16 protein-coding genes are annotated in these 16,824 nt (G+C 70.0%); 9 read left to right on the top strand and 7 right to left on the bottom strand.

Translation table 11 applies throughout. The features are described 5' to 3' along the window. Window positions 1–83: 83 nt before the first annotated feature. From FH610_RS02360 to FH610_RS02330, 6 genes are all read left to right on the top strand, one after another. A complete protein-coding gene (locus FH610_RS02360) occupies window positions 84–1,010 on the top strand; it encodes an AraC family transcriptional regulator (protein ID WP_139572521.1) in 927 nt (308 codons plus the stop codon). Window positions 1,011–1,212: 202 nt separating this feature from the next. Further along, on the top strand, window positions 1,213–2,103 hold the full coding sequence (gene sigJ / locus FH610_RS02355; RefSeq protein ID WP_139572520.1) for an RNA polymerase sigma factor SigJ: 891 nt from the start codon (window positions 1,213–1,215) through the stop codon (window positions 2,101–2,103). Between the two features lie 209 nt (window positions 2,104–2,312). Next, window positions 2,313–3,230: an NADP-dependent oxidoreductase gene (locus FH610_RS02345; RefSeq protein WP_139572519.1), complete on the top strand. Its 918-nt coding sequence runs from the start codon at window positions 2,313–2,315 to the stop codon at window positions 3,228–3,230. 23 nt (window positions 3,231–3,253) lie between these two features. Then, window positions 3,254–4,930: an ATP-binding protein gene (locus tag FH610_RS02340; protein WP_139572518.1), complete on the top strand. Its 1,677-nt coding sequence runs from the start codon at window positions 3,254–3,256 to the stop codon at window positions 4,928–4,930. 300 nt (window positions 4,931–5,230) lie between these two features. Next, window positions 5,231–5,707: a YkgB family protein gene (locus tag FH610_RS02335; RefSeq protein ID WP_139572517.1), complete on the top strand. Its 477-nt coding sequence runs from the start codon at window positions 5,231–5,233 to the stop codon at window positions 5,705–5,707. Further along, window positions 5,707–7,581: a glycoside hydrolase family 15 protein gene (locus FH610_RS02330; RefSeq protein ID WP_139572516.1), complete on the top strand. Its 1,875-nt coding sequence runs from the start codon at window positions 5,707–5,709 to the stop codon at window positions 7,579–7,581. The genes FH610_RS02335 and FH610_RS02330 overlap by 1 nt, the downstream gene beginning before the upstream one ends. A 79-nt stretch (window positions 7,582–7,660) precedes the next feature. On the opposite strand, the gene FH610_RS02325 is transcribed toward FH610_RS02330, so the two are convergent. Then, window positions 7,661–8,500, bottom strand: coding sequence for a helix-turn-helix transcriptional regulator (locus FH610_RS02325; RefSeq protein WP_205825473.1), 840 nt, complete (start codon window positions 8,498–8,500; stop codon window positions 7,661–7,663). A gap of 101 nt (window positions 8,501–8,601) precedes the next feature. Here FH610_RS02325 and FH610_RS02320 point away from each other — a divergent pair, with 101 nt between their 5' ends. Then, window positions 8,602–9,822, top strand: a complete 1,221-nt coding sequence (locus tag FH610_RS02320) for an MFS transporter (protein WP_205825472.1) — start codon at window positions 8,602–8,604, stop codon at window positions 9,820–9,822. 44 nt (window positions 9,823–9,866) lie between these two features. Here the strand turns inward: FH610_RS02320 and FH610_RS02315 are convergent, their stop codons facing one another. The 4 genes from FH610_RS02315 to FH610_RS02300 all read right to left on the bottom strand — a co-directional run bounded on the left by FH610_RS02315 (window position 9,867) and on the right by FH610_RS02300 (window position 13,420). Beyond that, the gene (locus FH610_RS02315) at window positions 9,867–10,397 is read right to left on the bottom strand and encodes a MarR family winged helix-turn-helix transcriptional regulator (protein ID WP_139572514.1); all 531 of its coding nucleotides are present in this window, start codon (window positions 10,395–10,397) and stop codon (window positions 9,867–9,869) included. Then, window positions 10,387–11,109 carry an SDR family NAD(P)-dependent oxidoreductase gene (locus FH610_RS02310; protein ID WP_139572513.1) on the bottom strand — a complete coding sequence of 241 codons (723 nt, stop codon included), beginning with the start codon at window positions 11,107–11,109 and terminating at the stop codon, window positions 10,387–10,389. The genes FH610_RS02315 and FH610_RS02310 overlap by 11 nt, the downstream gene beginning before the upstream one ends. A gap of 73 nt (window positions 11,110–11,182) precedes the next feature. Next, entirely contained in the window at window positions 11,183–11,944 is a 762-nt protein-coding gene (locus FH610_RS02305) for a phytanoyl-CoA dioxygenase family protein (protein WP_139572512.1), read from the bottom strand. 198 nt (window positions 11,945–12,142) lie between these two features. Then, window positions 12,143–13,420, bottom strand: coding sequence for an FAD-dependent monooxygenase (locus tag FH610_RS02300; RefSeq protein ID WP_205825471.1), 1,278 nt, complete (start codon window positions 13,418–13,420; stop codon window positions 12,143–12,145). A gap of 75 nt (window positions 13,421–13,495) precedes the next feature. On the opposite strand from FH610_RS02300, the gene FH610_RS02295 reads away from it, so the two are divergent. Beyond that, entirely contained in the window at window positions 13,496–14,059 is a 564-nt protein-coding gene (locus FH610_RS02295; protein ID WP_139572511.1) for a TetR/AcrR family transcriptional regulator, read from the top strand. Between the two features lie 83 nt (window positions 14,060–14,142). On the opposite strand, the gene FH610_RS02290 is transcribed toward FH610_RS02295, so the two are convergent. Then, window positions 14,143–14,592, bottom strand: coding sequence for a carboxymuconolactone decarboxylase family protein (locus FH610_RS02290; RefSeq protein WP_139572510.1), 450 nt, complete (start codon window positions 14,590–14,592; stop codon window positions 14,143–14,145). An 83-nt stretch (window positions 14,593–14,675) separates the two neighbouring features. Between FH610_RS02290 and FH610_RS02285 the strand changes: the two genes are divergently transcribed. Beyond that, window positions 14,676–15,560, top strand: a complete 885-nt coding sequence (locus FH610_RS02285) for a sigma-70 family RNA polymerase sigma factor (protein ID WP_139572509.1) — start codon at window positions 14,676–14,678, stop codon at window positions 15,558–15,560. A gap of 87 nt (window positions 15,561–15,647) precedes the next feature. Here FH610_RS02285 and FH610_RS02280 read toward each other — a convergent pair whose 3' ends face one another. Continuing rightward, window positions 15,648–16,796, bottom strand: coding sequence for an epoxide hydrolase family protein (locus FH610_RS02280; RefSeq protein ID WP_139572508.1), 1,149 nt, complete (start codon window positions 16,794–16,796; stop codon window positions 15,648–15,650). Window positions 16,797–16,824 lie beyond the last annotated feature (28 nt).

Genomic DNA, 16,824 nt, shown 5'->3' with positions numbered 1-16,824 from the left:
GACACAAGACGATTGAATGCGTGATGCGCTTTAGAGTTTGCGTCATCGTCTTCGCCGAGGTCATCGCTAGTTACACTGGCTGCGTGGATGTTCTGTCTGATGTGGTGAGTGCGGCGCGGACCGGTCGACCCCACTCGGGCCGGGTGACCAAGTCCGCTCCCTTCGCCGAGCGGTTTCCGCCGGTGCCGGCCGCCGGGTTCCACATCGTTCTCCAGGGAACGTGCTGGCTTCTCCCGTCGCAGGGTGAGCCGATCGTGCTCGGGCCGGGCGACGTGGCGTTCCTGCCGCGCGGATCCGCACACGGTCTGGCCGACGACCCGTCCACCCCGGCAAGCGAGCCGCCCACAACGCTCACCGGAGTCCATGGTGACCGCAACGACGAAACGTCAGCCGAGCGGCCGCCGACGGTGGTCATGCTCTGCGGCGCCTACCTCCTGGACGGCTCCGGGCCGCATCCGCTCCTGAACGACCTGCCCGATGTCATCCACCTGCCGACGCGGGTAGGGCGCCACAGGGAACTCCGCGCCGCGATCGAACTCCTCGGCGTGGAACTGGACAACGACGCCCGCCCAGGCTCCGACACGATCCTGCTCACCCTGCTGGATCTTCTCCTGCTCTACATCCTGCGCGCGTGGTTCGAACAACAGCGCGTCTCCGGCCACTCCGCCACCGGCTGGGCCGCGGCCCTGCACGACCCCGCCGTCGCCACCGCCCTCCGCGCCATCCATGAGGACCCCAGCCGGCAATGGACCGTCGAGGAGTTGGGCGCGCAGGCACGCCTGTCCCGCGCCGCCTTCGCCCGGCGATTCACCCATCTGGTCGGCCAGCCACCGCTCACCTACCTGACATGGTGGCGGATGACCACCGCCGCCCGGCTCCTGCGCACCTCCGACGCCCCCGTCAACACGATCGCCCAACAGGTCGGCTACAGCTCGCAGTACACCTTCACCCATGCCTTCAAACGCCAGTACGGGTCACCGCCCGGCAGTTACCGGCACCACGTCGGCTGAAGCACAACACCCGCGTCGGGATCTTCGAGGTCTGGCGGCCTATGACACGTTGGTTAACGGCACCCCGAGACACCGCACTGTCGATTGAACTACGACGCGTCGTCGGTGTGAGCGTGCGCGCTGCTCGCATCCGGGGCTCTGCGTAGGTTCCCAGCTCGGATGACTACGCTGGATCCGCAAGCTGGGGGAGGTCGCGATCGGTATGGCCAACGAGAACGCGACTGGACGGTCTGAGCTCGAGGACACGCTCGGAACCGAATGGGAGGGGCACCGGCCCGCTGTTTTCGGCGTGGCCTACCGGCTGCTGGGCAGTGTGGCCGATGCCGAGGACGTGACCCAGGACGTGTGGCTGCGGGCGGCCGGAACAGATCTGCAGGACATCGATGATCTGCGGGCCTGGCTGGTGACGGTGGCCGCACGGCGGTCGTACGACATTCTCAAAAGTGCCCGTTTCCGCCGGGAGACCTATGTCGGGCCGTGGCTGCCGGAACCGCTGCTGACGGGGCCGGACGCGTCCGAGCCGGTCCTCGTCGATGAGTCCGTCGGCTCGGCGATGCTCCTGATCATGGAGGAGTTGAGCCCGCTGGAGCGGGTGGCCTTCGTCCTGCACGATGTCTTCGGCCTCGAGTTCGTCCGGATCGCCGAAGTGCTGGATGTCTCCGTGCCGAATGCCCGGCAGTTGGCCTCGCGGGCGCGGCGGCGGGTGACCAACGCGAAGCAGTCTTCGCCGCAGGCGTCGAGGGCGGAGCGTGAACGTGTGCTGGCGGCCTTTCGCGCCGCCTACGAGGCCGGGGATCTGGCCGGCCTGGTCAGGCTGCTGCACCCCGACGCCGTCTACGTCACCGATGGCGGCGGCAAGGTCGCCGCGATGCGCAAGCCCGTCTACGGTGGTGAACGCGTGGCTGAGGTGATGGTGCGCGTGGGCCGCCGGTGGCGTCCGGACCGCATCGACCTCGTCGAGGTCGGCGGCGAGCTCGCTCTGGTGTGCCACCGGGAGGGCCGTGTCTACTCCGTGGACACGCTGCAGATCACAGACGGTCTGATCACCGCGTACCGCAGGGTCATCAACCCGGACAAACTTTCTCACGTCTGAGCTGTCACAACTCGAGGGGCCACCTCGTCTCCCTGATGAGAACCCAAACGGGACAGACGAACGAACGCGGCTCGCGCGTGAGTTCGGCGCGTACGTCATCGCCACCGGACGCGCCGTCGACCGTCAGAAGACGCTCGACTTCGGCGCGATGGAGTTCGTACGCGCCCATCAATGCACTAAAGAGACAAATCTCCGAGGAGACAAATCCCATGAAAGCGATCGTGGTGACAGACCAGGCTGCGGGAACGGCCGGGATGACGCTGATGGAGCGGCCCGAGCCGCCGGCAGCGATAAACGACGTCGTCGTTGAGGTTCATGCGTCGGGATTCGTCCCGACGGAGATGGCGTGGCCTTCGACCTGGACCGATCGCCGCGACCGTGACCGAACACCGTCGATCCCTGGGCACGAGCTGGCCGGATTGGTCACCGCGCTCGGATATGGCACGACGGGGCTGTCGGTGGGACAACGGGTGTTCGGCCTCACGGACTGGCATCGCGACGGCACCCTGGCGGAGTATGTGGCCGTCGAGGCACGCAACCTCGCGCCGCTCCCGGGCGACGTCGACTTCACGGTGGGCGCGAGCCTGCCGATTTCGGGGCTGACCGCGTGGCAGGGACTGTTCGAGCACGGCCGCCTCCAGGCGGGGCAGAGCGTGCTCGTGCACGGCGCGGCCGGCGCAGTCGGGTCGATGGTGACGCAGCTCGCACGTGAGTTCGGTGCGTACGTCATCGGCACCGGACGCGCTGCCGACCGTCAGAAGACGCTCGACTTCGGCGCGATGGAGTTCGTCGACCTTGAGAACGACGCTCTGGAAGACGTCGGCGGCGTCGATCTGGTTTTCGATGTCATCGGCGGCGACATCCAGAAGCGGTCCGCGGGTCTGGTTCGGGCCGGAGGAACGCTGGTGTCCATCGTCGGGCCGCCCGAGGCGCGGCCTGCGGACGGCCTGGCGGTCGACTTCGTTGTCGAGGCCGATCGTGCCCAACTGGGTGAGATCGTCCGGCGGGTGCGTGACGGACGGCTGCGGACGAACATCGGCAACATCGCAACCCTCGACGATGCCGTCGCCGCCTTGAATCCGACCGAGCGGATCAAGGGGAAGACGATCATCCGCGTTCGTCCGTGAGACTCAGGGCGAGGGGAACCGCCATGACAGCCGGCGACCTGGAGGGGTGGGCGAGGTACGGGTTCAGCGAAGAACTCGTCAGAGTCTTGTTCCACGGCCTGCGCGTGGGTCTCTACGTGGTCGACCATACGGGGAAGATCCTCATGGTCAATCCGTATGCCGAGAGGCTGCTCGATCGTCCCGCACGGCAGTGGATCGGGGCCGACTCCCACGACTTGCTGCACCGCAACGCCGACGGAAGCCCGATCCCCCGGGAGGACTGCCAGATTTCGGGCGCGTTTTCCGAGGGGGTGTACGTCCGCAGCGAGGAGTCATGGTTCACTCGCGGATCCGGCGGCCTGGTCCCCTTGGGCGTGATGGTGGCTCCGCTCCCGATGGGCGGGGAGGAGGACATGGGCTCGGTGGTCCTGTTCTACGACCTGTGGCGGCACAAGGCCGTGGAACACAAGCAGGCGGCCGCCCTTGCGGCACTGGGAAAGCTGACCGACCGGTTGTCACTGGTGGCCGAGACCAGCACCGTGCTGGCCTCCACGCTGAAGGTGGATGAGGCGCTGCGGCGGCTGTCCCGTCTGCTGGTGCCCCGGCTGGCCGACTGGGCGATGATCGACCTGCTCAGTCCCAGCGGCAACGGGGTGGACAGGGTGGCGGTCGTGGTCAAGCAGGGCCGGAGCGGTGTCAAGTGCAAGCAGTTGGAGGGGCCGCTTCCGGCGTTTCCGGAGACCTCCCAGGCGCCGATGGCGCGAGTGCTGCGTGGCGGCCCCGCGGTGCTGTTAGGCCCTGAGGATCTGGCCGAGCGAATTGACCCGAAGAAGGAGCCCAGCGTCCGGCGGCGGCGGCCGTACGAGGAGTTGGGCGCCCATTCGGTCATCCTCGCGCCGCTGCGAACGCCGCACCGGGTGCTGGGTGCGCTCACCCTGGCCCGGTACGAGACCTCCCCGGTGTACGACTCGGCCGATCTGTCCCTTATCAGCGACATCGCCAGCCGGGCCGGGCTCGCCGTGGACAACGCGGACATGTGCGAGGAGCAGCGCCGGTTCGCCTCCACCACATCGCACGAGCTCAGAACGCCGCTCGCGAGCCTTTGCGCCCGGTTAGACGAGGCGGTGCTCTACCCCGCCGACGTCGACCCGCACGAGACCATCAGGGAGGCCCTGACGGTCACCGATCGTTTGAAAAAGATCGTCGACGACCTGCTGGTCCTGGCTCGGCTCCGCGGCGGCGACCCAGCCGCGTACGAGCCGATCGACGTCGGCGCGCTGGTGACGGACGAGGCGGCGGCTCTGGCGGGCGGCGTCCCGGTCCACGTCGAAGCCGACCGCGATGTGAACGTTCTAGGCAATCGGATCCAGCTGATCCGGGTCATCGACAACCTCCTGGTCAACGCCCGGCGGCATGCCGGCACAACGGTCGAGGTCACCGTGCGACGAGCGGCGGGCTCGGCCGTCATCACCGTGCAGGACGACGGTGCCGGAATCGCGCCGCAGGACCGGGAGCGCGTCTTCGAGCCCTTCGTCCGACTGGACGACGGCCGGCGCAAGGAGCCCGGAGGCAGCGGGCTCGGCCTGGCCATCTCACGCGACATCGCGCATACCCACCACGGCACCCTCACGGTCGAGGACTCGCCACGTGGGGCCAGGTTCGTGCTGTGGCTGCCGCTCATCAGTGAAGGTCCCGCAACGGCAGGGGAGGAAGGCGCCTGACGCGCACCAAGAGCCGCATTCACAGGTTGGTCGGCTGGCTGTACCTGTTGGCTCATAGCGACGCCGTCACCGAATCCGCGCCGAGCACCGTCCGGCGACGAAGCCGAGGAGAGGTAGCGTAGTGGGCGGCGCCGCGGACACGGCCCAGCCGCGTGGTCGTCCGCGTGGTCGTCGCCGACCACGTGGCAGTGCTCGGCGGTGGCCTCGAACCGATGGTGAAGCGTGACCTGATGCTTAGCGTTGGCTGATTTTTCGAGTCCTACACCGAGCGATATAGCCGACGCGGTAGGCGAGGATCTCATGGAAATACACCGCATCGGAAAAATAGTGCATAGTGCGGGGATTTCGACCATTCGGTATGGACTTGTGGTCAACCTTCTGGAGATCGGGCGAATAAAATTCGAAGACTACGAGGTAGAGAATATTCGCCCCCTCGTAACTTCAAGCCCTCCGCTCGCGTGGCTTATCGCCAGATTGGGGGAGAAGAAGGTCGCTAAATTACTCGGCGTCACTGAAATCGTTCTGGGCTCGCTGATCGGAGCGAAACCGATTGCGCCGCGAGCGTCAGCCCTCGGCAGCCTCGCCGCCGTCGGCATGTTCGCCACCACCCTCAGCTTCCTGGCTACGACGCCCGAGGCGTGGCAACAGACACGCGGGGAACCGAAGCTGTCTCTCGCGGGGCAGTTCCTGATGAAGGACGTCGTGCTTCTTGGAGCCTCCTTGCTGACGGCCGCGGACGCCCTGCAAGCCGCGGAGCGCCCGGGTATTGCGCGCTGATGAGCACCACACCCATCGCCGACCTCGCGTTGGTGTCCGACCGCCATTCCGCTGGCCTCATCAGCCGGGACGGATCGGCCGAGTGGCTCTGCTTCCCCCGGTTCGACGGGCCGTCCGTCTTCGCCCGCCTGCTGGACGACGAGGCCGGGCACTGGGCGATCCGCCCGGCCGTCCCGTACGAGACCACGCGCCGCTACCTACCGCAGACGATGGTGCTGGAGACCACCTTCCGCACCGGGAGCGGCACGGTCGTTCTCACCGACGCCCTGCTCACCGGACCGGACGACGGCGGCCACCGGCTCGGCGTCGGTGTGCCGCACCTGCTCGCCCGACGGGTGTCCGGCCTCGGCGGCGAGGTGCCGATGGAGATCGAGTACCGGCCCCGGCCGGAGTACGGCCTGATCTACCCGATCCTGTCCGTCGTCGACGGCGGCGTGACCGCCCGCGGCGGCGCCGACTGGCTCGTGCTGACCACGCCGGTCCCCCTCGGCATCGGCGACTGCAGCGGATACGGCGTGTTCACGGTGCGAGAGGGCGAGACACGGCACTTCGGGATGCACTGCTCGACGCTGCAGGAGACTCCCGCGCGGGTGTGGGACCAGGCGGAACTGGCGGCCCGGCTGGACGACACGATCGTCGCCTGGCAGTCGTGGTCCAGCCTCCACCAGGCCTATGACGGCCCGTGGTGTGACCTGGTGCACCACAGTGGGCGGGTGCTGCAGGCGCTGTCCTTCCAGCCCAGCGGTGCGATCGTCGCGGCCGCCACGACATCGCTGCCCGAATGGGCCGGTGGCGGGCGCAACTGGGACTACCGGTACACGTGGGTACGGGACGCGTCCCTGACCATGGGCGCCCTGTGGGTCGCGGCCTGCCCCGACGAGGCGAGCGACTTCTTCGCCTTCCTCACCACCGCGGCCCCATCTCTGGACAGGGACCGTGCGCTGCAGATCATGTTCGGCGTCCGCGGCGAGCACGACCTGAGCGAGCGCACCCTTCCGCACCTGCGCGGCTGGCGCGGCAGCCGGCCTGTACGCGTCGGAAACGACGCGTGGAACCAGCGGCAGATCGACGTGTACGGCGAGCTGCTCGATGCGGCCGTGCGCCTCGAACACCAGATCTGCGACATCGACGACGACGTCCGGCGCTTCCTCGTCGCCTGTGCCGACACCGCGGCCGAGCGCTGGATGGAGAAGGACCAGGGCATCTGGGAGATACGCGGAGAGCCACGCGACTTCCTGTACTCCAAGCTCATGTGCTGGGTGGCGCTGGACCGCGGCATCGCCCTCGCCGGCCTCCTACGGGCCCAGGATCGTATGGACTCCTGGCGGCGGACCCGCGCCGAGATCCGCGACACTCTGCTGCGCGAGGGCTGGAACGACCGGGTGGGGGCGTTCACGCAGGCCTTCGGTTCCGACGAGCTGGACGCCAGCGCCCTCATGGTGCCGATCACCGGCTTCCTGCCCGCCGGCGACCCGCGGGTGCTGGCCACGATCGACGCGGTCGCGGACCGGCTCACCGACGACCAGGGCCTGGTCTACCGCTACCGCACCGCGGACGGCCTCGACGGCCTCGCCGGGGAGGAGGGCACCTTCCTGCTGTGCTCGTTCTGGCTGGCGCAGGCCCTCGCCATGTCCGGGCAGGTCGGCCGGGCCAGGGAGGCATTCGAGCGAGCCGCCGCGTACGCCAACGACGTGGGCCTGCTGTCGGAGGAGGTCGACCCCGGGAGCGGCGAGCTGCTCGGCAACTTCCCGCAGGCGTTCAGCCACATCGGGCTCATCAACGCCGCCTGGGCCATCGACGAGGCCGAACGAACCGCACGGGCCGGCGGGGCGACCGGCGCGGGCAGCGGGAACGGCGATGGTCGGATGGCGTGAGGTCACCGCCGAGTTCGCCGGCACGGCGCGCTGACGGCGAGGTGGCCGAGGTGGCCGAGGTCTCTGGGGTGGCTGGGGGTCAGGCACGGCTCGGCACGGGGCGGTCCAGTTCCGCGAGGCGTTGCAGCGCCGTCGCGTCGCCCTCGGCCACGGGCAGGAAGACGACGAGGTGCTGGGTGACGTCCTCGGTGACGGTCAGCTTCGTGTAGTTGAGGCTGAACCGCCCTGCCCGCGGATGGTCGAAGTGCTTGGTCGCCGAGGCGAACGCCCGGATGGGATGGGCCGACCACATCGAGACGAACGTGGGACTGGCCGCCAGCAGCGCGTCGACTAGCGCGGTGGTCCGCGGGTCGTCGGGGTTCTTGTCGGCCGCAGCCCGGAACTGCCCGAGGATGTCGCGCGCCTCGCACTGCCAGTCCACCAGCAGCGTGCGCATGCCGGGGCGGGTGAACAGCAGCCAGACGCTGTTCCGCTCCTCCTCCGGCAGGTCGTCCAGCCCGCCGACCAGGTCGGCGTACGCGCGGTTGTACGCCAGCAGGTCCCAGCACGGGCTGATCACGTGGGCCGGGTTGGGTTCGAGTGTCTCCAGCAGGGTCCGCAGCGTCGGGCTGACCGGCATCCGGCGCGCCGGTTCGGCCGGCAGGGGCGCGCCGGCGAGTGCGAAGAGGTGACCGCGCTCGGCCGGTGTGAGCTGCAGCGCGCGTGACAGGCTCTCGAGCACCTGTCTGGATACGGTGATGTCCCGGCCCTGTTCCAGCCACGTGTACCAGGTGACGCTCACCCCGGACAGCTGCGCGACCTCCTCGCGCCGCAGGCCGGGTGTGCGCCTGCGGGAGCCGCCGGGCAACCCGGCCGCCTCGGGGCCGAGGGACTCCCGGCGCGAGCGGAGGAAGCCCGCCAACTCCTTACGCCTCATCATGCCGACCATGAAACCGCAATCGGGCTTGTTCAGCCGGGTGGGATTTATACCAGCATAAACACAATCTGTACCAGGATAATCGCCCGACCAATGATGGCTGGGTGAGCACACAGCAAACGGCGACACCAACCGGCCGGACGAGCACCGCGAACAGTGCCTGGGTCAGGCAGGTCACGATCCTCGCGGTCGGATCCTTCGCCATGGGCACCGACTCCTTCGTCCTGGCCGGCATCCTGCCGCAGATCTCCGGGGGACTCGGCCAGACGGTCAGCGCCACCGGCCAGGCCATCACCGTCTTCTCCCTCACCTACGGCGTGACCGCGCCGTTCCTCGCCGCGTTCACCGGCAGACTTCCCCGCAAGCCGCTGATGGCGTTCGCCCTGGCCGTGTTCGTCGCGGCCAACCTCGCCTCGGCCGCCGCGCCGACGCTGGCGCTCCTGCTGGTCGCGCGGGTCGTGGCCGGCCTCGGCGCCGCCCTGTACACGCCGAACGCGAGCGCGGCGGCCGCCACGCTCGCCGGTCCGGCTCATCGCGGCCGGGCGCTCGCGGCCATCCTCGGCGGGTTGACCGTCGGCACCGTTCTCGGCGTGCCCGTCGGAACCTGGATCGGCCAGAGCCTGTCCTGGCAGGCGAGCCTGATCTTCGTCGCGTGCGTGGGCGCGGTCGCGCTGGTCGGCCTGCTCACCGTCCTGCCTGCGCTGCCGCTGCCGCCCGCCGTGCCGCTCCGCGCCCGGTTCGCGGTGCTGGCCCATGCCCGGGTGGTGGCGATCGTCGGGTTCATGCTCCTGGAGAGCGCGGCCGCCATCATGGTCTACACCTACATCGCCGACGTCCTCGACGACACCGTGCACGCCCATGGGACGACCCTGACGCTGCTGCTGCTCGTCTGGGGTCTCGGCGGCGCCGTCGGCGCGTTCGGCAGCGGGCGGCTCACCGACCGCTGGGGCGCCGACCGCACGCTGACGGTCGCGGTCGGCCTGCTCATCGTGACCCTCGCGGCGTTCGCCGTCTCGTCCTCGCTGCCGCTCGCGTTCGTCGTCATGGCACTCAACGGCGCGGCCGGGTGGGCGGTGTCGACGCCGAACAACCACCGGCTCACCGAGCTCGTCCCACACCTCCCGAGCGTCGTCATCTCCTTCAACTCCTCGGGCATCTACCTCGGCCAGGCGATCGGCGCTGGGCTCGGCGGGGTCCTGCTCGGCGCGATCCCGGCGACCCGGCTGTGCTACGTCGGCGCCGGTATCGCCGTGGTGGCAGCCGTGCTGCACCTGCTCATCGCCCGCAGACCCGCGACGTCGCCTGCGCCCGGCGTTCACACGTGAGCCCTGGCCGGTGATGGGTCACTGGTGGAAGGACCCGTGAACGGTCAGTCCCCGACCTGCCCGGTCAGGCTCGGGCCGCCGAGTCCGGCGAGCAGTTCGCGCAGCAGGTCGGCGAGCTGATCGCGGCGTTCGGGTGAGAGATGGCCGACGAGGCGGTCCTCGGCCACGAGCAGGTCGGCGACGACGCGGTCGAGCAGGGCGTTGCCCGCGTCGGTGAGGAAGACCGCGCGCGCGTGGTAGCCCGATCCGACGGTGGTCCGTTCGACCAGCCCGGCCCTGACCGCGCGCTCCACGCGCTGGGTGATCGCGCCGCGCGTCACCATGCACGCGCCGGCCAGCTCGCCCGGGCTCATCCGGTAGGGCGGGCCGGAGCGCCGCAGCGTGGACAGCAGATCCAGAGTGGCGACGTCCACGCCCAGGTTCGCGAGGAGACGGCGGCGCTCATCGCCGAAGACCTTGGCGGCCCACCAGATCCGGGTGACGACCCCGATCGACTCCACCGGGACGCCCGGCAGCTCGCGCCGCCAGGCGTCCTGGATCGCGTCGGCACCGTCGCGCGGCGGCTCAGCGGCCACGTTCGGCCCCGCCGTTCACCTGGATGATCTGGGCGGTGACGTGCCCGCCGCCGGGCGAGGCGAGCCAGTGCACGGTCTCGGCGATGTCCTGCGGCGACCCGGCCCGGCCGGTGTGCGTCTGCCCGACGAGCATCGCGCGGCGTTCGTCGTCCATGGTGCCCCGGAAGAACTCGGTGTCATCGATGAACCCCGGGGCGACCACGTTCACCGTGATGCCGCGTGGTCCGAGGGCGGCGGCGAGATCGAACGCGTACGGGTGCAGGGCCGCCTTCATCGGGCCGTACGAGGTGCCGCCCGAGCCGCGGAAGGCCGCGATCGAGCTGATGAACACGACTCGCCCGTTCGGGTTCAGCAGATCGCGGAACGCCTCGGTCGGCAGCACCGCCGTCAGCACGTTGGCCCGGAAGTTGCCGGTCCACCGCTCCGCGACGTCGCCGGAACCGCCGTGCCTCTCGATGTTGCCGCCCGCGTTGTTGACCAGCACGTCGATCGTGCCGAAGCGCTCGGCCAGGTCGGCGCGCACCCGCTCGACCTCCGCGGGCTCGCTCAGGTCGGCCGTCAGTGCGGTGCCGCCGATCTCCTTGGCCGTCCTTTCCAGGACGTCGGCGCGGCGGCCGATGATCGCCACCTGGTCCCCGTCGGCGGCGAAGCGCGCCGCCACGGCCTTGCCGATGCCGGTGCCGCCGCCACTCACCACTATCGTGCGCGTCATCGCGATCCCCCCTGAGTTTAGGTCTAAACTCAGTTTAGCTCGCCGAGGGGAAGGCGTGTCGCGGTGCGGCCGGTCAGCCGCCGAGCCCGAGCCGTACGGCCCGCGCGAGGGGGGTGGCGTCGCCAGGGGTGAGCGGCTCGGCCAGGAAGAGCGGGATCTGGGACATGAAGCGAGGCCGGGTGCCGCCGTGGGGCTGAGCGGCGTGGACGAGGTGCGGGTGGCACAGGTAGACGTCGCCGGGCAGTCCCGTGGCGCAGGTCTCGGGCCGGTGCGCGGTCGCCTCGTCCAGCACCGGGCCGGAGGCGAAGAACTCCAGCCCCTCCTCGCCGTACGGCTCCAGGACGCGGACGGTGTCGAGGTGGGAGCCGACCCTGATGCGGGTGGGCGCGTCGTCGGGCCCGACCTCCGACAGCAGCACCAGCACGAGCATCGTGCGGGACGCGAGGGTGACGGTCCCCCAGGCGTCGGCCGGTCCGGGGTTGTTCTGGTCGATGTGCCAGCCGGTGTCCCCGGCGTCGGAGGGGTGGGGGAAGCGGACCGGCGTGTTGCCGATGGTGCCGCGCGGCACCCATCCGCCCTTGCCCGCGACGAGGTCCAGCGCCTCGGTCAGTCGCGGGCCGCGCATCGCCTCTCCGAACGGGCCCCGCCCCGCCGGGTCGGGGGCGGCCCACACCACCGGCTGCGTCCAGTCCTCCGGCCGGTCGGGGGACAGACCGATCTGCCGCCACAGCAGATCCCTGATCCGGTCCCCGGTCTCGCGTGGGAACGCCTCCTCCACCTTGAGGAAGCCCTCGGTGACGAAGCGGTCGAGGTCGGCATCGGTGAAAACAGCCATGGCCGGACGGTAGCGATCTCCCGCACTGGGTGTCGATCGATTTAACCGGGGCCTCACCCGCCGAGTCCGGACGGCCGGCGGCGCGACGAACTGCGGCGCGACGAACGGGCGGCCTTGGATTCCTGGTTGCGTGTCGGGCCCTATGTGGTGGACGACGTCTGGCGCGAGGTGCGCGTCCACCAGTGCCGGATAGGGCCGTCATTCCTGCCGTCCGGCATCGAGACCTCCGAATGACGTCGGCGCCATGCCCGGTTCGCCGGGTGGCAGGGCGGCGGGCGACGGCGGGTAGTCGTCGATGGTCATGGAGTTGTAGAAGCGTGCGCTCTTGGTGGTGAGGCGGACGAGAGCTCGGCTGGGCCCCGCGGGCAGGGCAGAGACCAGGCGGGCACCCTGGACCAGTTCCAGCACGCCGAGGCGGGACGCGGGAACCAGGGTCTTCGCCGCGCTCAGCGCGACCACGCGGCTGCCGCGCACGTGCTCCGCCATCGCGCGCTCGTAGGCGGGGAAGGCGCGCTCGTGATCGCCGCCCGCCCGCGCCAGCTCCCCGGCGAGGACGTACGCGCCGACGACGGCCAGGCTGGTGCTGCCGCCGACGGCCGGGCCGGGGCAGTAGCCCGCGTCGCCGACGAGCGTCACCCTCCCACGCGACCAGGTGTCCATGCGGAGCTGAGTGATCGAGTCGAAGTAGAACGCCGGTGTGCGGTCGAGCTCGTCCAGCCAGCGGTCCACGTCGGCGTGCATGCCCTCGAACGCATCGCGCAACAGCTCCTTCTGCCGGGGCACGTCGCGATGGTGGTAGTCGAGCTCGCGCTCGCTCCGGAACAGGAACAACGCCCGCGCCCCGCCGAGGCGCCGCGAGCCGTACATGCCGGCAGTGCGGCCGACGCCGGTGTGGATGAGCAGCTCGCCGTCGAGGCCGGAGACGCCGGGCAGGGTCAGCACCCCGAGGTAGGCCCCGATGAAGGCGCTGAAGCGGGACTCCTCGCCGAAGACGAGGCGGCGCACGTTGGAGTGCAGCCCGTCCGCGCCGACGACGAGGTCGAAGCGGCGCGGCGCGGCGTTCTCGAACCGCACATCGCCGTCTCGCGAGATCGCGGTGATCGAGTCGCCGAAGACGTACTCGACGTCGTCGCGCGTGGCGTCGTAGTAGATCTCACTCAGATCGTCGCGCATGATCTCGACGTGCCGCTCGGAGGTGGCGCTGAAGATCTTCGAGAGGTTCGCCCGGACGGGACGCCGTGCGCCCTCCCGGTACATGGTCATCCGGTTCGTGCCGATGGCCCGCTCCTCGACGCGGGGGAGCACGCCCATCTTCTCCGAGATGTTCATCGCGGGCCGGAACAGGTCGACCGCGTGGCCGCCGGTCTTGCGCAGAGCCGGCGCGCGCTCGACGACGGTGACGGAGAAACCCTGCCTGGTGAGCCAGTACGCCAGCACCGGACCGGCGACGCTGGCGCCGGAGATGAGAATCCGCATCGGCAAGGCTCCTTACTTAACGATAGGTAAGCATAGACCGTTACTTACCTATCGTTAAGTCGATAGGCTCGTGGCATGCCTCGTCCCTCTGACACCAAGCAGCGGATCCAGGAGGTCGCTCGCGAGCTCTTCGCCCGGCAGGGTGTGCAGCGGACCAGCCTGCAGGAGATCGCCGACCGGCTGGGCATCACCAAGCCGGCGCTCTACTACCACTTCTCCTCACGTGAGGAACTGGTCCGCAGCATCGTGCAGCCGATCATCGACGAGGAAGAGGCGTTCCTGATGGGTCAGGAGGCGCTGGGCGAGGCCGAGCCCCGCGCCCTGCTGGAGGGCTACTTCGACTTCCACTACCGCCACCGCAGAGACATTGTGCTCATGCTCAGCGAGCTGACCACGCTCGCCGACCTGGGCCTGATCGACCTCGTGCTGAACTGGCGCGGGCGGCTGGTGAAGCTGCTGTACGGCCCCGAGCCCACGCTTGAGCAGGCCACCCGGGCCGTGATCGCCTTCGGCGGCCTCCAGGACTGCACGATCCAATTCGCCGACGTGCCGAAGGACGAGCTCCGCCGGGTGGCCGTGGACGGCGCCTGCGCGGCCCTGGGCATCGAGCCGCAGCGCGAGACCCGACGACGGGCGTGATCACGCCTCGTTCCCAGGGCCGCGGGGCGTCATCCCGTGATTTCGCGGATGCGCGGTCACCGGCGGATGACGCCCCGCCCGGCTCACCAGGTCTTGCCGGCCTGCTCCCGGACCGCGCGGTTGATCCGGTTGAAGAAGTTGGTCATCGCCACGTTCAGAATGATCGCGGACAGCTGCCTGTCGTCGAAGTGGGCGGCGGCGGCCTCCCAGATCTCGTCGGTCACGCCCGGCGCGCCGTCCTGGATCCGGGTGGCGGCCTCGGTCAGCGCGAGCGCCGCCCGCTCCGCCTCGGTGAAGAACGGGGTCTCGCGCCAGGCGACCACGTTGTGCAGCCGCTCGTCGGTCTCTCCGTGCTTCTTCGCCGATGCGACCCCGGCAAAGACGCACGGGCTACAGCCGTTGATCTGACTGGCGCGCAGGTGGACCAGCTCGAGGACGCGCGGGTCGACGCCACCGGCGTGAATCGCCTTGTAGAGGTGCTGGACCGCCGTGGTCACGTCGGGATTCGCCGGGCTCTTCATGCGTGCTTCCATCGGTGTTGCTCCTTCATCGGTTACCTCGGCCCGTCCGGGCCCGTCATCCCCATGACGGAGCAGATTCGAGGAAGGTAACAAACATGTCCGACACCAGCCCGGCGGACCTGGTGACCAAGACGTTCGAGGCCCAGCGCGACCGGCTGCGCGCGGTCGCCTACCGCATGCTCGGATCGCACGCCGACGCCGAGGACGTGGTCCAGGAAGCCTGGCTGCGGCTCTCCCGCCAGGACACGGCGGCCATCCACAACCTCGCCGGCTGGCTGACCACGGTGGTCGGCCGGATCAGCCTCGACGTCCTGCGATCGCGCCAGGCCCGCCCCGAGGCGTCCTACGACGACCGGCTGCCCGAGCTCGTCGTGACGGTCGACGCCGGCCCCGCGCCGGAGGACGACGTGGCGCTCGCCGACTCGGTCGGGCTCGCGCTCCTCGTCGTCCTCGAGTCGCTCGGGCCGAGCGAGCGGCTGGCGTTCGTGCTGCACGACATGTTCGCGGTGCCATTCGACGAGATCGGCCAGATCCTGGGCAAATCCGCCGCTGCCGCCAAAATGCTCGCCAGCCGCGCCCGCAGGAAGGTGCAGACGACCGAGCACCCTACGGCCGCCGGACGGGAGCAGCGCGAGGTGGTCCAGGCCTTCCTGGCGGCGGCACACCGCGGCGACTTCGAGGGGCTGCTGCGCGTGCTCGACCCCGAGGTGAAGCTGACCGTCGACACCCCCGACGGCGTGGTCGTCGTCCTCGGCGCCACCGAGGTCGCCGCCGGCGCGCAACGTCGTGTGGCCGCCGGCGCGGCCACGCGGGGGCGGGCGGCGCTCGTCAACGGCCTTCCCGGGTTCGTGTCGTGGCGCGAGGACGGCACCCCGCTGTCGGTCATGGCGTTCACCGTCGTCGACCGTCGGATCACCCGCATCGCGGTCGTGATCGACCCGGCCAGGCTCGCGGCGATGGACCTGCCGGAGCCGGTGTGAGCCGTCGCAGAGACCGGCTCCGCACCCGGTCCGCGTTCTCCAGGCACTCCCGCGCTACCAGCGGGCGTGCCTGTCCGGCCGGCGCCCCTACTGGGCTCTCAGCTTCCGGAAGAAGTCCCGGATGTCGGCGACCAGGAGGTCCGGAGCCTGCAGGGACGCGAAGTGCCCACCTCGGGAAAACCGCGACCAGTGGACGACGGTGTTCGACAGCTCCGCCAGCCCGCGGATCGCCCGGTCGCCGAGGAAGTTCGCCACCCCCGTCGGCACCGGCGAGGGCTCGGGGCGCCGGCCCCACGCCTCCGATCCGGTCTCCAGGTACAGCCGGGCGGCCGATCCCGCCGTCCCGGTCAGCCAGAAGATCGTGACGTTGGTCAGAACGGTGTCGCGGTCGACGGGGGTTCGCTCGGTGCGGGTGGGGTCCCAATCCACGAACCACTCCAGGTTCCACGCCAGCTGGCCGACCGGGGAGTCGTTGAGCGCGTACGCGAGGGTCTGCGGCCGGGTGGACATCTGGGTGGCGTAGCCGGAGTGGGGGTACCACCACGACTGGTTCCGCCTGGCCTGTTCGCGTTCGTCGTCGGAGAGCTCCTCCAGTTCGCCGGGGCCGACGGGTGTCGAGGCGGTGGCCAGCGCGTTGACATGGACGCCGATCACGCGCTCCGGCGCGATCCGGCCGAGCTCCGGGGAGACGATGCTGCCGAAGTCGCCACCCTGCGCGCCGAAACGCTCATAGCCCAGGCGTCGCATGAGCTCGGCCCAGGCCCGGGCGACGCGGCCGGCCCCCCAGCCGGTCTCGCGGGTCGGGCCGGAGAACGCGAAGCCCGGCACCGAGGGCGCGACGACATGGAAGGCGTCCGCCGGGTTTCCGCCGTGCGCCCGCGGGTCGGTCAGCGGCCCGAGGACGTCCAGGAAGTCGTACGCCGTGCTCGGCCAGCCGTGCGTGACGATCAGCGGGGTGGCGTCCGGCTCGGGGGAGCGTACGTGCAGGAAATGGATGGTCTGGCCGTCGATCTCGGTGGTGAACTGCGGGACCTTGTTGAGGCGGGCCTCGTGCTCGCGCCAGTCGTAGCCGGTGCGCCAGTGGTCGGCCAACTCCATCAGGTAGTCCTTGCTCACGCCGTAGGACCAGCCGACGCCGGGAAGCTCGTCGGGCCAGCGGGTGCGGGCCAGACGAACGGCCAGGTCGTCGAGATCGGCCTGCGGGATGTCTATGCGAAACGGTTGTGGTGTGCTCATGGCAGTCAGCCTCCCGTCTGTGTAGGAC

Origin of the sequence: Microbispora catharanthi (genome assembly GCF_006334915.2) — a bacterium.
In the GTDB taxonomy this organism is placed as follows: domain Bacteria; phylum Actinomycetota; class Actinomycetes; order Streptosporangiales; family Streptosporangiaceae; genus Microbispora; species Microbispora catharanthi.
Note: the sequence above shows the minus strand (reverse complement) of the source record. Positions and strands in the feature narration are given on the sequence as shown.